Annotated in this window: 15 protein-coding genes; all 15 read left to right on the forward strand. The window is 65.1% G+C overall.

Features of this window, described 5'->3' with window-relative positions; translation table 11 throughout:
• Positions 1-29 precede the first annotated feature (29 nt).
• The 15 genes from ACFUCV_RS10975 (at position 30) to ACFUCV_RS11045 (ending at position 17,616) form a co-directional block, all read left to right on the forward strand.
• Positions 30-1,850, forward strand: a complete 1,821-nt coding sequence (locus ACFUCV_RS10975; protein ID WP_380815526.1) for a peptidoglycan D,D-transpeptidase FtsI family protein — start codon at positions 30-32, stop codon at positions 1,848-1,850.
• Positions 1,847-3,559, forward strand: coding sequence for a UDP-N-acetylmuramoyl-L-alanyl-D-glutamate--2,6-diaminopimelate ligase (locus ACFUCV_RS10980; protein WP_380815528.1), 1,713 nt, complete (start codon positions 1,847-1,849; stop codon positions 3,557-3,559). The genes ACFUCV_RS10975 and ACFUCV_RS10980 overlap by 4 nt, the downstream gene beginning before the upstream one ends.
• Before the next feature lie 4 nt (positions 3,560-3,563).
• Positions 3,564-5,090, forward strand: coding sequence for a UDP-N-acetylmuramoyl-tripeptide--D-alanyl-D-alanine ligase (gene murF / locus ACFUCV_RS10985; RefSeq protein WP_380815530.1), 1,527 nt, complete (start codon positions 3,564-3,566; stop codon positions 5,088-5,090).
• The gene (gene mraY, locus ACFUCV_RS10990; protein ID WP_380815532.1) at positions 5,087-6,199 is read left to right on the forward strand and encodes a phospho-N-acetylmuramoyl-pentapeptide-transferase; all 1,113 of its coding nucleotides are present in this window, start codon (positions 5,087-5,089) and stop codon (positions 6,197-6,199) included. The genes murF and mraY overlap by 4 nt, the downstream gene beginning before the upstream one ends.
• Positions 6,181-7,728: a UDP-N-acetylmuramoyl-L-alanine--D-glutamate ligase gene (gene murD / locus ACFUCV_RS10995; RefSeq protein ID WP_380815534.1), complete on the forward strand. Its 1,548-nt coding sequence runs from the start codon at positions 6,181-6,183 to the stop codon at positions 7,726-7,728. The genes mraY and murD overlap by 19 nt, the downstream gene beginning before the upstream one ends.
• The gene (gene ftsW, locus ACFUCV_RS11000) at positions 7,728-8,963 is read left to right on the forward strand and encodes a putative lipid II flippase FtsW (protein WP_380815536.1); all 1,236 of its coding nucleotides are present in this window, start codon (positions 7,728-7,730) and stop codon (positions 8,961-8,963) included. The genes murD and ftsW overlap by 1 nt, the downstream gene beginning before the upstream one ends.
• The gene (gene murG, locus ACFUCV_RS11005; RefSeq protein WP_380815539.1) at positions 8,960-10,069 is read left to right on the forward strand and encodes an undecaprenyldiphospho-muramoylpentapeptide beta-N-acetylglucosaminyltransferase; all 1,110 of its coding nucleotides are present in this window, start codon (positions 8,960-8,962) and stop codon (positions 10,067-10,069) included. The genes ftsW and murG overlap by 4 nt, the downstream gene beginning before the upstream one ends.
• Positions 10,069-11,541: a UDP-N-acetylmuramate--L-alanine ligase gene (murC, locus tag ACFUCV_RS11010; protein ID WP_380815541.1), complete on the forward strand. Its 1,473-nt coding sequence runs from the start codon at positions 10,069-10,071 to the stop codon at positions 11,539-11,541. The genes murG and murC overlap by 1 nt, the downstream gene beginning before the upstream one ends.
• Positions 11,534-12,649, forward strand: coding sequence for a cell division protein FtsQ/DivIB (locus tag ACFUCV_RS11015; protein WP_380815543.1), 1,116 nt, complete (start codon positions 11,534-11,536; stop codon positions 12,647-12,649). Before murC ends, ACFUCV_RS11015 begins: the two co-directional genes overlap by 8 nt.
• A gap of 280 nt (positions 12,650-12,929) precedes the next feature.
• Positions 12,930-14,099: a cell division protein FtsZ gene (ftsZ, locus tag ACFUCV_RS11020; protein WP_380815546.1), complete on the forward strand. Its 1,170-nt coding sequence runs from the start codon at positions 12,930-12,932 to the stop codon at positions 14,097-14,099.
• Positions 14,100-14,129: 30 nt separating this feature from the next.
• Positions 14,130-14,966 (forward strand): laccase domain-containing protein, encoded by an 837-nt coding sequence (locus ACFUCV_RS11025; RefSeq protein WP_380815548.1) that lies wholly within the window; start codon positions 14,130-14,132, stop codon positions 14,964-14,966.
• Entirely contained in the window at positions 14,963-15,718 is a 756-nt protein-coding gene (locus tag ACFUCV_RS11030; RefSeq protein WP_380815550.1) for a YggS family pyridoxal phosphate-dependent enzyme, read from the forward strand. Before ACFUCV_RS11025 ends, ACFUCV_RS11030 begins: the two co-directional genes overlap by 4 nt.
• A gap of 96 nt (positions 15,719-15,814) precedes the next feature.
• Positions 15,815-16,342 (forward strand): cell division protein SepF, encoded by a 528-nt coding sequence (locus ACFUCV_RS11035; protein ID WP_380815552.1) that lies wholly within the window; start codon positions 15,815-15,817, stop codon positions 16,340-16,342.
• 163 nt (positions 16,343-16,505) lie between these two features.
• A complete protein-coding gene (locus ACFUCV_RS11040; protein ID WP_380815554.1) occupies positions 16,506-16,790 on the forward strand; it encodes a YggT family protein in 285 nt (94 codons plus the stop codon).
• 145 nt (positions 16,791-16,935) lie between these two features.
• Positions 16,936-17,616 carry a DivIVA domain-containing protein gene (locus tag ACFUCV_RS11045; protein WP_380815556.1) on the forward strand — a complete coding sequence of 227 codons (681 nt, stop codon included), beginning with the start codon at positions 16,936-16,938 and terminating at the stop codon, positions 17,614-17,616.
• Positions 17,617-17,656: the final 40 nt, after the last annotated feature.

The raw sequence follows: 17,656 nt of genomic DNA on the forward strand, positions 1-17,656 counted from the left end.
CACCCGCAATGACATGAGGAACGGCGCCAGTGGCACAAGAACCAGCCAAGTCAGCACATGGTGCGGCTCTCCAGCAACTGAACAGGATCAGGCGCCGCCGGATGCGGTTGAGCTTTGCCTTCATGATGGTGCTGCTGCTCGTCATTGGTGGACGCCTGGTCATGGTCCAGGGCTTGGACGTTGACAATATGGCGCAGGCGGCGGAAAATCAGCGGACAGTGGTTCAGAAGCTGCCTGCCCTGCGCGGCAAGATCGTCGATTCCAAGGGCAAGGTTCTGGCCGAGAGCATCATCCGCTACAACATCACCGTCTCCCAAGTGAACTTTAATGATTTCACTGAATATGAGCGCCGCACCACGGACCCGAAGACCGGTGAGCAGACCACCGTCACCTACAGCCGCGACGAGGGGCTGGAGCAATTGGCGAAGGTGCTGGATCTGAAGGTCGAGGACGTCAGGACGGCCGTCACGGGCGACAAAACCTTCAATTACATCACCCAGGACGTCAGCCCCCTCCTGGAGCAGAAAGTTGCCGAACTGGGCATCCCGGGCATCTACTCCGAGGCCGTCACCAAGCGCGTGTACCCCATGGGTCCCGTGGGCGGGCCCATTGTGGGCTTTGTGGATCCCGAAGGCAACGCGTTGGGCGGCATTGAACAAACCATGAACGCGCAGCTCACCGGCACCGATGGCAAGCGCACGTATCAGGCCGGCAAAAACGGCATCATCATCCCCACGGCGCCGGTGCGGACCGAGCCGGCAGTGGACGGCCAAACCGTGCAGTTGACCATTGACCAGGACATTCAGTACTACGCGCAGCAGGCTGCCCAACAGCAGAAGGAACAGTACAGCGCCGAGTGGGCCAGCATCTCCGTCGTTGAAGTGGAGACCGGCAAAGTGGTGGCCCTGGCCGACAGCGACTCATACGATCCCAACAATGTCGGGGCATCCAAGACAGCCAACATCCGTTCCCGCACCGTTGAATCGGTGGTCGAACCCGGATCCACCAGCAAGATCATGACAGCTGCCGCACTGGTCGAGGAGGGCTTGGCGACCCCCTTGAGCGAGTATGTGGTGCCGCCCACCGTGACAGTGGACGGGCAGACCTTTTCGGACTCCTTTGTCCACGGCACCGAGCAGCGCACGCTCTCCGGCATCATTGCCGATTCCATGAACACCGGCACCGTCATTGCCGGTTCCAAGCTCAGCCTGGAACAACGCTATGACTACATGCGCAAGTTCGGCGTGGGTGAGAAGACGGGCATCGACCTGCCGGGCGAAAGCCCCGGCATTTTGGCGGACTGGCGCAACTGGGACGGCCGCCAGCAGTACACGGTGCTGTTTGGCCAGGGCGTGGCGCAGACGCCCCTGCAGACCGCCATGGTGTTCCAGACAGTGGCCAACGACGGCGTGCGCCTCAAACCTGCCATCATTGAATCCTTTACCCACGCCGACGGCACTGTGGAGACGGTGCCGCAGGACGCGGGGGTGGAGGTCATCAGCCCTGAAACCGCCCAGGCCGCCAAGGACATGCTCGAAGGTGTGGTGACCACCACCGACTACAAGGTGGTCAACATTCCCGGCTACCGTTCAGGTGGCAAGACCGGCACCTCGGAGGCGCCGGCGGACAACGGTGTGGGATTCGACGGTTTCACTTCTTCCTTCATTGGCATGGCACCCATGGAGGATCCCAAATATGTGGTGGCCATTACCGTCCAACGGCCCCAGGGAAGCATCTTTGGCGTCACACAGGGGTATACCTTTAATCAGGTGATGGGTCAGGTGCTGCGCAGCTATGACGTGCCACCGTCCACCACCGAGCCGGTGGCACTGCCGAAGTTCTACAAATGAGCAGCCATCCCCAACACCACTTGACGGAAAAGGATTCCACGTTCGTGCCCTTGAGTAATTCCCCCGCCCCCCTGCGTCCCCACAAGCTCCCTGGGGTGGCTTTGGCCCGGCTGGCAGACCTTGCCCAAGCGGCTGCGGGCGCACCCGGTGGTGCTTCGCCGGGAACCGCGGGCGCCGAGGTGCACGTGACCGGCGTCAGCCTGGACTCCCGGGCCATTGTGCCGGGGGACCTGTACGTGGCCCGGCCCGGCGCCCGCACGCACGGGGCCGTTTTTGCCGCAGCCGCGGTTGCCGCCGGCGCTGTGGCGGTGGTGACCGACGACGCCGGGAGCCGGCTGTTGCCCACCGGCTGCACTGTCCCGGTGCTCGTCGTGCCAGATGTCAGTGCCGTCACGGGCTCCCTGGCCGCAGCCGTTTACGGCGGTGCTGCGGCGTTGGACCTTTTTGCCGTCACCGGCACCAACGGCAAGACCACCACCACCTACTTTTTGACCTCGCTGCTGCAGGCCCTGGGCAAGGACACGGGACTCATTGGCACCATTGAGATTTTGGTCGGCAGCGAGGCCATCCCCAGCAGGCTGACCACCCCTGAATCCACCGAGGTGCATGCCCTCCTGGCCGTCATGGCTGAACGCGGCCTCAACGCGGCGTCCATGGAGGTCTCCTCCCATGCCCTGACATTTGGCCGCGTGGACGGAGTGCACTTTGATGTGGCTGGTTTTACCAACCTCACCCAGGACCACCTGGACCTGCACGGGGACATGGCCGGCTACTTTGCCACCAAGGCCCAACTGTTCACCCCTGAGCACGCCCGCCGGGCCGTCATTTGTGTTGACGACGAATGGGGCCGGCGCCTGGCGGGCAGCTGCAGCGTCCCGGCCGTGACCCTCTCCACCCACCCCGCCGGCGGCGACGCCGGGGCCGCCGGCGCGGACCCGGCACCCCAGGGGCATTGGCGTGTTGCCCAGGTGCAGCGTCAGCGCCTGGGATCGAGCTTCACACTGTTGGGCCCGGGCGGGGCTCAGCTGAAGGTGAAAACCGGCCTGCCCGGTGCCTTCAACGTCTCCAACGCCGCACTGGCGCTTGTGATGGTGGCTGAGCAGCTGTTTACCGCCCAGGACCGCGCAGTGGTGCTGGCACGCCTGCAGGCGGCCCTGGACCAGCACGACCCCTTCACCGTGGAGGTTCCCGGACGCATGCAGCTGGTCGGTTCCGCGCCGGTGGCTGTGGTGGACTTTGCGCACAACCCCGACGCGCTGGCCCGCGCCATGGAGGCCGTCAGGCCCGCCACCGCAGGCGGGCGCCTGATTCTGGTCTTTGGTGCCACCGGCGAACGTGATGCCACAAAGCGGCCCATCATGGGTGCGGTCGCCGTGGCCGGCGCGGAGGTGGTCATTGTCACCGATGACGATCCGCATGACGAGGACCCGGCCACCATCCGCGCCCAGGTCATGGCCGGCGCCGTGGCCGCCAACACCGGCAGGGGTTTGAACCGGGTGGTGGAGGAGTGCGCCCTGCGCCCGGATGCCATTGTCCGCGCCGTTGAACTGGCAACGGCCCAGGACGTGATCTTGGTGGCCGGCCGCGGCCACGAGGTCCACCAGGAAGTCAAAGGCATCAATATTTCCCTCGATGACAGGCTTGAACTGCGCACAGCTTTGGCTTCCCGCGGATTCCAGCTCACCAAAACAAGCGCGATAGAGTCCTGAAACAATGATTGAAATATCCGCGGCGGACATTGCCGAACTGACCAACGGCACCCTTACGGCCGGAACCGACCCCGAGCTGACCGTCAACATGGCTTTGACGGTGACGGATTCGCGTGCAGCGGTCCCCGGCAGCATGTATGTGGCAAAACCGGGAGAACACGCCGACGGCCACGACTTCACGGCCGCCGCCTTTGCCGCCGGAGCGGTGCTGTCCCTGGCCGAACGTGCGGTCCCTGCGGACGGGAACGGCAATCCCTTTCCCGCCGTGGTCGTCGCGGACGTGGTGCTGGCCATGGGCGGGCTTGCCGCGGAGGTGATCCGCCGCATCCGCGCCAGTACGCCCCTGACGGTCATCGGCATCACCGGGTCGGCGGGAAAAACCACCACCAAGGACCTCCTGGCCGGCATCCTGTCCCCCCTGGGCCCCACGATCGCCCCGGTGGGCTCGTTCAACGGTGAGGTGGGGGTTCCTTTGACAGTGTTCCGGGCCGACACCTCCACCCGGTACCTGATCATTGAAATGGGCGCCACCAAGAGGGGGCACATCTCGTATTTGGCTTCCATGGTCCGCCCGGACGTGGGTGTGGTCCTGTGTGTGGGCAGCGCCCACGCCGGCGAATTTGGTTCCATCGAGAACATTGCCATGGCCAAGGGTGAACTGGTCGAGGCCCTGGCTCCCCAGGGCCATGCCATTTTGAACTACGACGACGGCCGCGTCAGGGCCATGGCGGAACGCTCCGGGGCACCGGTGGTGTTCTTCAGCAGTGCCGATGCCGCCGGGCCGGAGTCGCAGGATGCCACGTTGGCGCAGCCGGGCCCGGACTTTGTGCAGGCACGCAATGTGCACACCAACGGGCAGGGGCAACCGGAATTCGAGCTCTCCTTCCCCGGCGAGGCCCACGCCCATGACGTCCACAGCAAGCTGCTGGGTCTGCACCATGTGGGCAACCTGCTGGCCGCGGCCGCGGCCGCCCACGTTGCCGGTGCCCCGCCCGCACACATTGCCGCCTCCCTCAGCAGTCAAACGGCCGCCAGCCGCCACCGCATGGAGCGGACCGACCGGGCCGACGGGGTGACTGTCATCAATGACGCCTACAACGCCAACCCCGAATCCATGCGCGCGGCCCTGCGCACCCTCGCCGAACTGGGCTCCTCCGGGCGCCGGACCTGGGCGGTGCTGGGGGAGATGCTGGAGCTGGGCGAGGACACGGTGCTCGAACACGACGCCGTGGGCCGGGTGGCCGTGCGGCTGAACATTTCCCGCCTGCTGGTGGTGGGTGCCGGGGCGCGGGCCATGCACGTGGGGGCCGTCATGGAAGGCTCCTGGGGGGAGGAGTCCATGTTCCTGCCCGACGCCGATGCTGCGGCGAAAATACTGGCAGCGGAACTGCAAGCCGGAGACGTGGTGCTGTTCAAGTCCTCCAACGGAGCCGGACTGCGCTTCCTGGGGGATCAGATAGCATTATCTGCGGGGTACGGCCCCACAGACCCCATCGACACTGCCTCAGGCGAAAGGACGGTCCAGCCATGATTGCATTGCTCATCGGAGCAGGCCTGGCCCTGGCCTTGGCCATGATCGGCACTCCCATATTCATTCGCTTCCTGGTGAAGCAGGGCTACGGACAAATAATCCGGGAAGACGGTCCCACCAGCCACCAAATCAAACGCGGAACACCCACCATGGGTGGAACCGTGGTGGTGGGGGCGGTGGTTGCCGCCTATTTCATCACGCACCTTATTGTGTGGCTGATCAACCCCGCCTCCGAGGGGCCCACGGCCTCGGGGCTGCTGATGATCTACCTCATGGTGGGCATGGGGCTGGTGGGCTTCTTGGATGATTTCCTGAAAATCAGCAAGCAGCACAACACCGGACTGAACCCCAAGGGCAAACTCATTGGCCAGGCCGTGGTGGGCATAACCTTTGCCGTCATGGCCCTGGGGTTCCCTGACGATTCCGGACTCGCTCCAGCCAGCACCTTCATTTCCTTCGCCCGTGACATTCCCGGCCTGAACCTGGCCTTTGCCGGCGCGGGCCTGGGCGTGGTGTTGTTTGTGGTGTGGTCAAACTTGATCATCACCGCCGCCACCAACGGAGTGAACCTCACCGACGGCCTGGACGGACTGGCCACCGGGGCCTCCATTTTGGTCTTTGGCGCCTATACGCTCATCGGCATCTGGCAGAGCAGCCAGTCCTGCGACGCCGGCAAGGTGTTCTCCGAATCAGTCTGTTACCAGGTCCGCGACCCGCTGGATCTGGCCCTTTTGGCAGCCATCATGTTTGCCGCGCTCATTGGCTTCCTCTGGTGGAACACCTCACCGGCAAAGATCTTCATGGGTGACACCGGTTCCTTGGCCATTGGCGGTGCCATTGCAGGGTTCGCCATACTTTCCCGCACCGAACTGCTGCTGGCCATCATCGGCGGACTGTTCGTCGTCATCTCCCTCTCGGTCATTATTCAAGTGGGCTTCTTTAAGCTCTCCAAGGGCAAACGCGTCTTCCTCATGGCCCCCCTGCAGCATCATTTCGAGCTCAAGGGCTGGCGCGAGGTGACCGTCGTGGTGCGTTTTTGGATCCTGGCAGGTCTGATGGTCGCCGTCGGACTGGGTGCCTTCTACGCGGAATGGATTGTGAGACTGTGACAACGGCGCAAGCAAGACTGGAATCACTGACCAGCTGGGACGCGGACTGGAAAGGTCTGCGCGTGGTGGTCACCGGCATTGGGCGGACAGGCTTCTCCGTGGCCGACACCCTGGCCGAACTCGGCGCCCACGTGGTGGTGGTCGCAGCCTCGGACGACGACGAGGCCCGGGCCAACGCCGAGACCCTGCGGATTGTGGGGGTCACCGAGGTGTTGTTGGGCCCCGCCACAGCCGCCGAGCTGCCGCTGGTCAAGGGCCAGCCGGCGGAACTGGTGGTGACCAGCCCCGGCTTCGCGCCCAGCCATCCGCTGCTGGCGGCCGCTGCCGGTGCCGGCATCCCCATTTGGGGGGACGTTGAATTGGCGTGGCGCGTACGGATCAAGGCCGGACGCCCCACTGCACGCTGGATCACCATTACCGGCACCAATGGCAAAACCACCACCACCACCATGGTCGAATCCATGCTGCAGGCTGCCGGTTTGCGGGCCATTGCCGCAGGCAACATTGGCACCCCCATCCTGGACGCGGTGCGTGATCCCGAGGGTTGGGACTACCTGGCCGTGGAACTGTCCAGTTTTCAGCTGCACTGGTGCCGGTCCCTGGCCCCGGTGGCCAGCGTCTGCTTGAACCTGGCCGAAGACCATGTCGACTGGCATGGCAGTTTTGCCGATTACGCCGCTGACAAGGCCAAGATTTACGCCAACACTGAAATAGCCTGCATCTACAACGCCGAGCAGCGTGAGACTGAACGCATGGTGGAGGAGGCCGACGTTCAGGAAGGTTGCCGCGCCGTCGGTTTCACCACCGGCGTGCCCGCCATCAGCATGGTGGGCGTGGTGGAGGGACTCCTGGTGGACAGGGCCTTCATTGCCGAACGCCGGGATTCGGCCGCCGAATTGGCCGCTGTGGCCGACATAGGTGATTTGGTGCCCCGCCACCTGGTGGCGAACGCCGCCGCCGCCGCGGCACTGGTGCGGGCCTGTGGGGTGGCTGCGGCCCACGTCCGCCAGGGACTGCTGGACTACCACCATGGCGAACACCGCATCCAGCCGGTGGCCACCAGCGACGGCGTGTTGTGGGTCAATGACTCCAAGGCCACCAACCCGCACGCCGCGGCAGCGTCGTTGGCGGCCTTCAACCCCATTGTGTGGATAGCCGGAGGCCTGTCCAAGGGCGTGAACTACGACGCTTTGGTGCAGGCACACGCGTCCCGGCTCAAGGCAGTCATTTTGCTCGGCGCCGACAGCACCGCGCTGGCCGGGTCACTGGCCCGGCACGCTCCCGGAGTGCAGCTGCTGTCCACCCGCGCCGAGGCCGGCAGGCATGTTGAGCCGGGGCAGTTGCGCGGAGACGCGGTGATGGCCGAGGCGGTGGCCTTGGCAGCCTCCCTGGCCAGCGACGGAGACACTGTGCTCATGGCGCCGGCGTCGGCGTCGATGGATCAATTCACCTCCTACGCCCACCGCGGGGAGGCGTTCATCAACGCAGTCCGGGAACTGTTGGAAACCCAGGCGGGCGGCAGGTCATAGTGGCCAGGGCATCCGCACGGACCAGGCCCGCGGCAACGCCGGCCAAAAAGAACGTGGATGCGTCCAAGGGCCGGTCCCCACGCCGTGGTCCGCTCCAACGGATCCGTTATTCGCTGCGGCAGCGCGTGGGGCGTCCCACCGCCTCCTACTACTGGATCATCGGCACGACCTTGGCACTGACCTTGATTGGGCGACTGACGGTGCTTTCGGCCTCCACGGCGGAAACCATCTCCGAGGGGCAGAATCCCTACGAGCTGTTCATCAAGGAATCCGGGTTTGCCGTATTGGGGCTGGCCTTGATGTTCATCCTCTCCTGCTTCACGGCACGTTTGTGGAAAAGGATTTCACCGCTGTTGATCCTGCTGGCGCTGGCATTGCTGGCACTGACCTTGACGCCGCTGGGTGTGGATGTGCAGGGAAACAAAAACTGGCTGGCCTTGGGGCCGGTGCAGTTTCAGCCCTCGGAGGCGGCGAAACTGGCCCTTGCCGTCTGGATGGGCGCCGTGCTGGCGGCCAAGGGTCTGCTGGTGCGCAGGCTGGTGCATGTGGCGGTCCCCGTGGGGATTGGCGCCGCCCTGGTGTTGGGCCTGGTGATGGCGGGCAAGGACCTGGGCACGGCAATCATCATTGGCCTGATGGTGCTGGGAGGTTTGTTGTTCGCCGGCGTGCGGTGGTGGCTGCTCGCCGGAGCCGTGGTGCTTGGTGGCGCCGCAGCCCTGGTTTCCTCGCTCACCAGCGAAAACAGGTCCGGGCGCATCTCCAGCTGGCTGGGCGACTGCAGCGTTCCCGGCTCCTGCGACCAGTACCTCAACGGCATGTACGCGCTGGCTTCGGGGGGCTGGTTTGGCGTGGGCGTGGGGCAAAGCCGGCAGAAGTGGAATTGGATTCCCGAAGCCCACAATGACTTCATTTTTGCCATCATTGGTGAAGAGTTCGGCTTGCTGGGCACTTTCATCATCCTGGGCCTGTACGCAGTTTTGGCGTATGCGATCTTCCGTGTCATCAACACGCACAGCGACGTCTTTTCCAGGATCATCTGCGGCATGATCCTGACCTGGATCATTGGCCAGGCAGTGGTGAACATTGCCGTGGTGGTGGGGCTGCTGCCCGTCATTGGGGTGCCGCTGCCGCTGATTTCCTACGGCGGAACATCGTTGATCATGGTCCTTGCCGCAGTGGGCGTTGTCCTCTCCTTTTCCCGCACCGAGCCAGAAAGAGTGCCAGAAACTTCATGACTGAAAAAAATACTCCACCCGTGTCGGTGGTGCTTGCCGGGGGCGGCTCCGCCGGGCATGTCAGCCCGTTGCTGGCCATTGCCGCCGCCGTCTTGGAGCACGTTCCGGATGCCGCCATCACGGCCGTGGGCACCAAGGACGGGCTGGAAGCCAGGCTCGTGCCTGCCGCCGGGCACAAGCTGGTGTTCATTGACCGGATACCCCTGCCGCGCCGCCCCTCCATGGACCTGATGAAACTGCCGGTGCGGATGCGCCGGGCAGTGGCCGATGCCAAGGGGATCCTGCTCGATGCCAAGGCCGATGTGCTGGTGGGTGTGGGCGGCTACGTGTGCACGCCCCTGTATCTGGCAGCCAAGTCGTTGGGGGTGCCCATTGTGATCCATGAGGCCAACACCAGGGCCGGACTGGCCAACAGGGTCGGCGCCCGCCATGCACGCTTCCTTGGCACGGCCTTTGCCTCCACCGGGCTGCGCAATGCCCACCGGGTGGGCATGCCCATGCGCCAGGCCATTGCCACCCTGCAGCGCAACAGCGCGCAGGAGGGGGCCAGGGAGCGCCTGGGACTGGATGCGGACAAGCCCACACTCATTGTCACCGGCGGTTCCCTGGGCGCGGTGCGCATCAATCAGGCCATTGCCGGCGCCGCGCGGGAATTGGGTGCAGCCGGCATCCAGACGCTGCACATCACGGGGGCGGGCAAGTCCGTGGCCGGCAGTGACGGCCGTGCCGCCAGCTTCCCGCATTACCGCCAGGTGGAATACGTCGATGCCATGGAAGACGTCTACGCAGCCGCCGATCTGCTGCTGTGCCGCGCAGGTGCCGGGACGGTGTCGGAGCTGGCCGCCGTGGGGCTTCCCGCGGTGTTTGTGCCGCTGCCCATTGGCAATGGCGAGCAGGCCCGCAACGCCGCCGAACTGGTGGACGCCGGAGCCGCACTGCTGGTGCCTGATGCCGCACTGACGGCAGGCTGGATCACAGCGAACGTGGTGCCGCTGGTTCAGGACGGCGCCAGGTTAGGGCACATGGGCGCCAAGGCCGCAGCCCTGGGAATCCGGGACGCCGCCGCGCACATGGCCGTGGAAGTCATCAAGGCAGGGGGCAGGTGATGGCGGCACTGAACAAAAAGGCCACCGCCGCAGCGCAGCCCTACCTGGCACCCACGCTTGCGGATTTGGGCAAGGTTCACTTCATTGGCATCGGCGGCGCCGGGATGTCAGCGGTGGCCCGCATCCTGCTGGGCCGCGGCATACCCGTGGCCGGTTCGGACCTGCGGGATTCGGCGGCCCTTGCGCAGTTGGGTGCCCTGGGCGCCACCATCCATGTGGGGCAGCAGGCCAGTCATGTTGCCGACGCCGACACCGTGGTGGTCTCCACCGCCATCCGGGACAGCAACGTGGAGCTGCAGGCCGCGCGCCGCCTGGGCCGCCGCGTGCTGCACCGCTCCCAGGCGCTGGCTGCCGCCATGGCCGGTGACCGCGTGGTGGCGGTGGCAGGCACGCATGGCAAAACCACCACCACCTCCATGGCCACGGTCATGCTCAAATCCGCCGGGGTGGACGCCTCCTTCGCCGTCGGTGGCACCGTGCAGGGCCTGGGCGTCAACGCCGGACACGGCACGGCAGCGGTGTTCGTGGCCGAAGCCGATGAATCCGATGCCTCATTCCTGAACTACCGCCCCCACGTGGCGGTGGTGACCAATCTGGAGGCGGACCACCTGGACCACTACGGCACCGCCGACGCCGTCGTGGCGGCCTTTGAGCAGTTCGTGGGCCTGCTGACTCCGGACGGCACCCTGGTGGCGTGCGCCGACGACCCCGGGTCAAACGCCCTGGCCGCCAAAGCCGCCGCCGCCGGGACCCGCTGCCTGCTGTACGGTTTTGCCGAGCACGCCCACATCAGGCTGCTGCCCGGATCCCATGAAGGACTGCACACCACAGCCGGTGTGCGGATTCTTCCCCCCGGGGTGCCGGAGGCAAAGGCCCGCACCTTCGAGCTGCGCCTTCAAGTCCCCGGCAACCACAACCTCAGCAACGCCGCGGCCGCGGTGGGGGTGGCCTTGGCCCTGGATGTGGACCTTCCCGCGGCCCTGGCCGCACTGGCCGGCTTCAGCGGCGCCGCGCGCAGATTTGAGTTCAAGGGCCAGGCCAAGGAGGTGTCCGTCTACGACGACTACGCCCACCATCCGACGGAAGTCACCGCCGCCCTCAAGGCCGCGCGCACAGTGGCCGGACCCCACCAGGTGCATGTGCTCTTCCAACCCCACTTGTTCTCACGGACCCGCGAATTTGCCCAGGAATTTGCCACGGCACTGGATCTGGCCGACACCGTCGCCGTGGTGGACATCTACCCCGCCCGGGAGGACCCCATCCCGGGGGTCAGCAGTGAACTGATCACCCGGTCGTTGCGCGCGCTCCCGGGATACATTCCCGCAAGCGGCGACGCCGTCAGACAGCTGGCAGCCCAGGCCAAGCCCGGGGACATCATCTTGACAGTCGGCGCCGGGGACGTCACGGAGCTGGGTGCGCAGCTTCTGACCGCGCTGCAGTCCGGCGCGGCGGAGGCGGACGCCGATGGCTGAGCCCCGCAGGCCCAAGGTCATTAAGACGCGCCCGGGTGCAGCGCGCCCGGGTGCAGCGCGCCCGGCCGCTGAAACGCCGGCAGCCAAAAAACCCGTGCCCGCCGGTGCCGCCCAAGCCAGTGATGCCCCGGGGCAGGCGGCAGGGTCCGTGCGGGCCACCAGTGCGAAGGTCTCCGTCATGCCGGCGGATCCGGTCCCGGGGGATTCCACCGGGGCGGATGCCGCCGCAGTGGGTCCGGCTGCCGGGGGACGGACAGCAGCCTGGCGGACGCTGCTGACGCGCCGGGACACGGCCGCCGGCAGGAAAAAGGCGGACAAGGCGGACCAGGCACCACGGCCCGGCGCCAAAAAGCCCCCCAGCGGTGCCACGGTGCTGGTGTTTCCCGAACCCGGATACAAGCGCCGCCGCCGCCTGCTGGCGTGGACGGCGGCCGCAGTGGCGGCTGTGCTGGCAGTGATCATGGCAGTGGCCCTCTACTCCCCGGTCCTGGCCGTGAAAAACGTGGTGTTTGAGGGCAATTCCCTGGTGGCCACCGAAACCTTGGAGGCAACCCTGGCGCCCCTGGTGGGCAAGCCGCTGCCCCAGGTCACCGATGCCCAGGTCAGTGAGCTGCTGGGCCCCATTGTGCAGGTCAAGAGCACCAGGATCCAGGCCCGCCCGCCGTCGACGCTGGTGGTGCAGCTGGTGGAGCGGGTTCCGGTGGCGCTGTTGAAAAATGGTCAGGAATACGTGCTCGTGGACCAGGACGGAGTGCAGTTGGGCGCCACGGCCGACCAGGCCGAGGCATCCCTGCCGCTCATTGACGGCGGCAGGGCCGTCATTGGTGAGGCCACCTTCCAGGCCATGACAGCGGTGTTGGCGAACCTGCCGCAGTCCATCCTGAAGCAGTTGGCCAATGCCTCGGCGAGTTCACCGGATGCAGTGGAACTCAAGCTCACCGATGGCCGCAGCGTCATTTGGGGGAGCCCCTCGGACATGGAATTGAAGTCCCAGGTGCTGCAGGCACTGCTCAATGCACCGCAGGCCACCCCCGAAGCGGGCAAGGCCGCACCGGTGCCGGCAAAGGTCTTTGATGTCAGCGCCCCCCGCCATCCCGTCACACGATGAGGGCGGGGCCGCTTCCAAGGCATACTGGGAGGGGACTGAAAATTTCTATGGATTGCCGCGACACGCGGGGATGGTCATTGCATGCAGGGCTGATGCACCATAGCGTCACTGATGATAGCTGGTTGACATAACTCTAAGCTTCAAGTCGAAGGTTAGAGTGCAGGGTTTCAAGCTTCACTTGAAGGTTACCCCGGTAATTTACAATGGAAGCCAAGCCTCTTTGGCAACAGGGCGGCACTTTTTGAATTTCAAAGCAACAAACGAACAAGGGACACGTAACGTGGCAGCACCCCAGAATTACTTGGCAGTCATCAAAGTCGTCGGAATTGGTGGCGGCGGCGTCAATGCAGTGAACCGCATGATTGACGTGGGTCTGCGCGGCGTGGAGTTCATTGCCATCAACACCGACGCGCAGGCGCTGTTGATGTCCGACGCCGACGTCAAGCTCGACGTGGGCCGCGAACTGACGCGTGGACTCGGCGCCGGTGCCAACCCCGATGTGGGCCGCCAGGCCGCCGAGGACCATGCGGAGGAAATTGAGGAAGTTCTTCGCGGCGCCGACATGGTGTTTGTGACGGCCGGTGAAGGCGGTGGAACCGGCACCGGCGGTGCCCCCGTAGTGGCCAGGATCGCCCGGACCCTGGGTGCGTTGACCATTGGCGTGGTCACCCGTCCGTTCACCTTTGAAGGCCGCCGCCGCGCCACCAGCGCGGACACGGGCATTGAGGCCCTGCGCGATGAGGTGGACACCCTCATTGTGATTCCCAATGACAGGCTGCTGTCCATCAGCGACCGCAATGTTTCGGTCCTTGATGCCTTCCGTTCCGCTGACCAGGTGCTGCTGTCAGGTGTTCAGGGCATCACCGACTTGATCACCACGCCCGGCCTGATCAACCTTGACTTTGCTGACGTGAAATCCGTCATGCAGGGCGCCGGTTCGGCCCTGATGGGCATTGGTTCCGCCCGGGGTGAGGACCGTGCCGTCAAGGCCGCCGAGCTCGCCATTGCCTCGCCCCTGCTGGAGGCCTCCATTGACGGCGCCCATGGCGTGCTGCTCTCCATTCAGGGCGGTTCGGATTTGGGGCTCTTTGAAATCAACGAGGCCGCGCGCCTGGTCCAGGAAGTTGCCCACCCGGAAGCAAACATCATTTTCGGTGCCGTCATTGACGATGCCCTGGGTGATGAGGCCCGCGTGACGGTGATTGCCGCCGGTTTCGACGCCCCGGAGTCCGAGAAGCCCGCAGCTGAACCGGCCGCCGTGACGGCACCGCCGGCTCCGGCCGCCGTGCCCGCCAGCGCCTCGGTGACCAACTTGAACCAGTGGGGGCAGCAGTCGGGCTCGCAGGTTCCGGCGGACGGCGGTTTCGACGTCGAACTTCCGGCCATTGTGGAGCCCGACCTCACCGGCCACCGGGCCGATGACCTGGATGTTCCCGATTTTCTGAAGTAAACCCTCCCACCCCTTCGCCGGGGTGGATCAATGAACGGCCAGGTCGCCCGCATGCGGAACGTTGCACAAATCAGCCCAGGAATCTGGGCCGGTTTCACCGACGCCGCCACGGGCAACCTGGCCTTTCATGTTGGTGACGAGGCGGCGGCCGTGGCAGCGCGGCGCACGGCGCTGAACCACGAACTGGCGGCCCTGCTGGGCACGGACGTCAACTTGGCGTACATGAATCAAGTCCATGGCAGCACCGTGGCCCACGTGGGCGGGGGCCACCGTCCGGCGCGCATCAACCCTGCCGTGGACGTGCCCACCGCCGACGCCCTGGTGGCCGCGGGGGGCCCGGCTGCGGGCCGGGGGTTGGCCGTGATGGTCGCTGATTGCGTGCCGGTGGTTTTGGGTGGGCACAGCAGCCTCGGCGAACCCGTGGTGGCCGTGGCCCATGCCGGCCGCCAGGGTGTGGAACTGAATGTGGTGGCCGCCGTGGTGGCGCAAATGCGGGCCGCGGGGGCGCGCAACATTGCGGCGCAGCTGGGTCCAAGCGTCTGTGGCGGTTGTTATGAAGTTCCAGCCGCCCTGCGCCGCAGCGTCGGTGCCCGGGTGCCGGAGGCCTTCGCCACCACCTCCTGGGGCACGCCGGCGTTGGACCTGCCCGCGGCCGTCACGGCCCAGCTGGCGCAGCTGGGGATTGGGGCCGTGGGCCCCCAGGCCTGCACCATGGAGGATCCACGCTGGTTTTCCCACCGCCGCTCCCAGCGTGGAGCGTGGCCCGAAGGCCGATTCATTGGCTTCGTGGCCGCAGCACCGCACGCCCGCCCGATCCGGCAGGACAACCTTGGCAGCACCGATCCAGGAGGGCTTTTCCCGTCATGACACCGCATCAAGACCTGCGCACGGCCGAGCTGGCCACACGGCTGGGGGCAGTTCAAGCCCGCATTGCCTCCGCAACCGCCGCCAGCGGCAGAAGCGACACCCCGGCCTTGATAGTGGTCAGCAAATTTCATCCAGCGGCCGACGTGCTGCGGCTGCACGGCCTTGGTGTCCGCGACCTGGGGGAGAACCGGGATCAGGAGGCCGCTGCCAAGGCGGCGGCCGTGGCAGCGTCCGGGCTGCGCTGGCACTTCATTGGCCAATTGCAAAGCAACAAGGCCAAGTCCGTGGCCGCCTACGCCCATTCCGTGCAGTCCATTGACAGGCCGGCGCTGGTGGCAGCGTTGGGGAAGGCGGTCCAGGCCCGGCAACAGCACAGCGGGCGTCCGGCCTTGCGATGCCATGTGCAGCTGGACCTCAGCGGCGCCTATCCCCAGCTCCCGTCAGCCCCGCCCCTGCCAGCCGGCGGCAGGGGAGGCGCGGCGCCGTCGGAACTGGAGCGGCTGGCTGAACTGATTGCCGGCACCGAAGGGCTGGAGCTGGCAGGACTCATGGCGGTGGCACCGCTGGGGGTGCCACCAGAAGCCGCCTTTGAGCTGCTGGCCCGGGCCTCCGCGGAGCTGGTCAAACAGCACCCCCAGGCCAAGGCAGTCTCCGCCGGGATGAGCCACGACCTGGAGGCTGCCATCGCCGCCGGGGCGACACACCTGCGTGTCGGTTCCGATATACTCGGACCCCGTCCCACCGTGCGGTAGCGTTTTGCGTGTTGGCAACAACATGATTGTTAGCAAGATGTATGGCACAACCAGATCTACGTGGATTCAAGCTGCGCAGACTAATGAGGAGCAACCATGGCTGGCGCAATGCGCAAGACAATGATTTTTCTTGGGCTCGCTGACGGTGACGAGCATTATGACGCTGAGCATGCTCCGTCATTGGCCAAGGACGAGGGCTACGCCGAGCCCTCAGAGCGTGAATCCGCCCCGGCCGCCACGCCGGCGCCTGAAAGCTCCGGCGCCAAATCCGGGGACGACGAATACCGGGCTCCGGTGACCCCCATCAAGCGTGCCGCATCAAATCGGGAAGAGGCTGAAAGTTTGCGTCAAATCACCACCGTCCACCCCCGCTCCTATAACGATGCCAAGATCATCGGTGAAAGCTTCCGTGACGGCATCCCCGTCATCATGAATGTCACCGACATGGGTGAAGCCGACGCCAAGCGTCTGGTGGACTTCTCCGCCGGACTGGTGTTCGGCCTGCGCGGCTCCATTGAACGGGTGACCAACAAGGTGTTCCTGCTCTCGCCGTCGTACATTGAAGTGCTTGGCGATGACAAAAAGATCTCCGACACCCAGGCCAGCTTCTTCAACCAAAGCTAAACGCAGCTTTTTGACGCCTTCCAGAACTGCCCGGGCACCAAGTGTCCGGGCAGTTCGTTGTACCGGGGCAAGTAAAAAACCGGTGCCCGTTCAGCGGCTGCGCTGGTCTATTGTGGAGTCAGGCCAATTCGTTTCCCATACTTAGGAATGTGCCCGCGTGAATATGGTTTTTGCCCTTCTGTACCTGTTGTTGCTGCTGTACTTTTTGACGCTGCTGCTGCGGATGGTCTTTGACTGGATCCAGGTGTTTGCCCGTGACTGGCGGCCCAAAAGCGCCGCCCTCGTGCTTGCGTCCTTTGTTTACAGGCTCACGGACCCGCCCCTGCGCAAGCTGCGGGCCATGATTCCGCCCCTGCGCCTGGGCTCCGTGGCACTGGATATAGGCTTTCTGCTGCTCATCGTTGCGGTGGGGATCGGCATGAGCGTGACGAGAAGTTTTGCAGTGTAGAGCCGCGTCATTAGTTTTCACCGGCGAAAAGCTATATTGTAAAAATCGATAGAACCCAAGTGCAGATCGCCAGATTTGCATTCGGTACCGCAGTCGGATTGGCAAATGCCGATTTCAGACTCACTTAAACCAATGAGGTGACTAAATGGCGCTTACGCCAGAAGACGTTGTCAACAAGCGGTTCCAGCCGACAAAGTTTCGTGAAGGCTATGACCAGGACGAAGTCGACGATTTTCTTGACGAAATCGTCGTAGAACTTCGCCGGCTGCATCAGGAAAACGACGATCTGCGCAAGCAGCTCGCCGATGCCGGATCCGAAACCGCACCCGCCGCAGCTGCTGCCCCCGCTCCATCGCTGGAGAAGGAAAGCAAGGTCGCCGAGCCTGTCAAGGCCCCCGAGCCCAAGGTCGCCGAGCCGGTCAAGGAAGCCGCCCCCGTGGTCAAGGAGGTCCCCGCACCTGCCCCCGCCGCAGCTGCCCCCGCCGCCGCCTCCACCGCGGAATCCGCCACGGGCGTCATTGCCCTGGCGCAGCGTCTGCATGACGAATACGTCAACGCAGGTGTTGAACAGCGTGACAAGATCATTGCCGAGGCCCAAATTGAAGCCAGCACGCTGGTCAATGATGCCCAGGAAAAGAGCCGCAAGACCCTCGGCGCCCTGGAGCAGCAGCGTTCAGTGCTCGAGCGCAAGGTCGAGCAGCTGCGTGGCTTCGAACGCGACTACCGGACACGTCTGAAGACCTACATTGAAGGCCAGTTGCGCGATTTGGATGCCCGTGGCTCCGTCGCGTCCCCTGATTTCTCTGAAAGCAGCTCGGACTCCTAAGTCCGGCCGGCACAAGCCGGTGGCGCGGGGCAACCCTGTC

The sequence above is a fragment of the Specibacter sp. NPDC057265 genome (assembly GCF_042668835.1).
GTDB lineage: Bacteria > Actinomycetota > Actinomycetes > Actinomycetales > Micrococcaceae > Specibacter.

Coding starts and splice junctions, on each gene's coding strand:
- ACFUCV_RS10980 (WP_380815528.1), top strand. CDS start 1,847: ATGAGCAGCCATCCCCAACACCACTTGACGGAAAAGGATTCCACGTTC.
- mraY (WP_380815532.1), top strand. CDS start 5,087: ATGATTGCATTGCTCATCGGAGCAGGCCTGGCCCTGGCCTTGGCCATG.
- ACFUCV_RS11030 (WP_380815550.1), top strand. CDS start 14,963: ATGACACCGCATCAAGACCTGCGCACGGCCGAGCTGGCCACACGGCTG.
- ACFUCV_RS11015 (WP_380815543.1), top strand. CDS start 11,534: ATGGCTGAGCCCCGCAGGCCCAAGGTCATTAAGACGCGCCCGGGTGCA.
- ACFUCV_RS11040 (WP_380815554.1), top strand. CDS start 16,506: ATGGTTTTTGCCCTTCTGTACCTGTTGTTGCTGCTGTACTTTTTGACG.
- murG (WP_380815539.1), top strand. CDS start 8,960: ATGACTGAAAAAAATACTCCACCCGTGTCGGTGGTGCTTGCCGGGGGC.
- ACFUCV_RS11045 (WP_380815556.1), top strand. CDS start 16,936: ATGGCGCTTACGCCAGAAGACGTTGTCAACAAGCGGTTCCAGCCGACA.
- ACFUCV_RS11025 (WP_380815548.1), top strand. CDS start 14,130: ATGAACGGCCAGGTCGCCCGCATGCGGAACGTTGCACAAATCAGCCCA.
- murC (WP_380815541.1), top strand. CDS start 10,069: ATGGCGGCACTGAACAAAAAGGCCACCGCCGCAGCGCAGCCCTACCTG.
- ACFUCV_RS11035 (WP_380815552.1), top strand. CDS start 15,815: ATGGCTGGCGCAATGCGCAAGACAATGATTTTTCTTGGGCTCGCTGAC.
- murD (WP_380815534.1), top strand. CDS start 6,181: ATGGATTGTGAGACTGTGACAACGGCGCAAGCAAGACTGGAATCACTG.
- murF (WP_380815530.1), top strand. CDS start 3,564: ATGATTGAAATATCCGCGGCGGACATTGCCGAACTGACCAACGGCACC.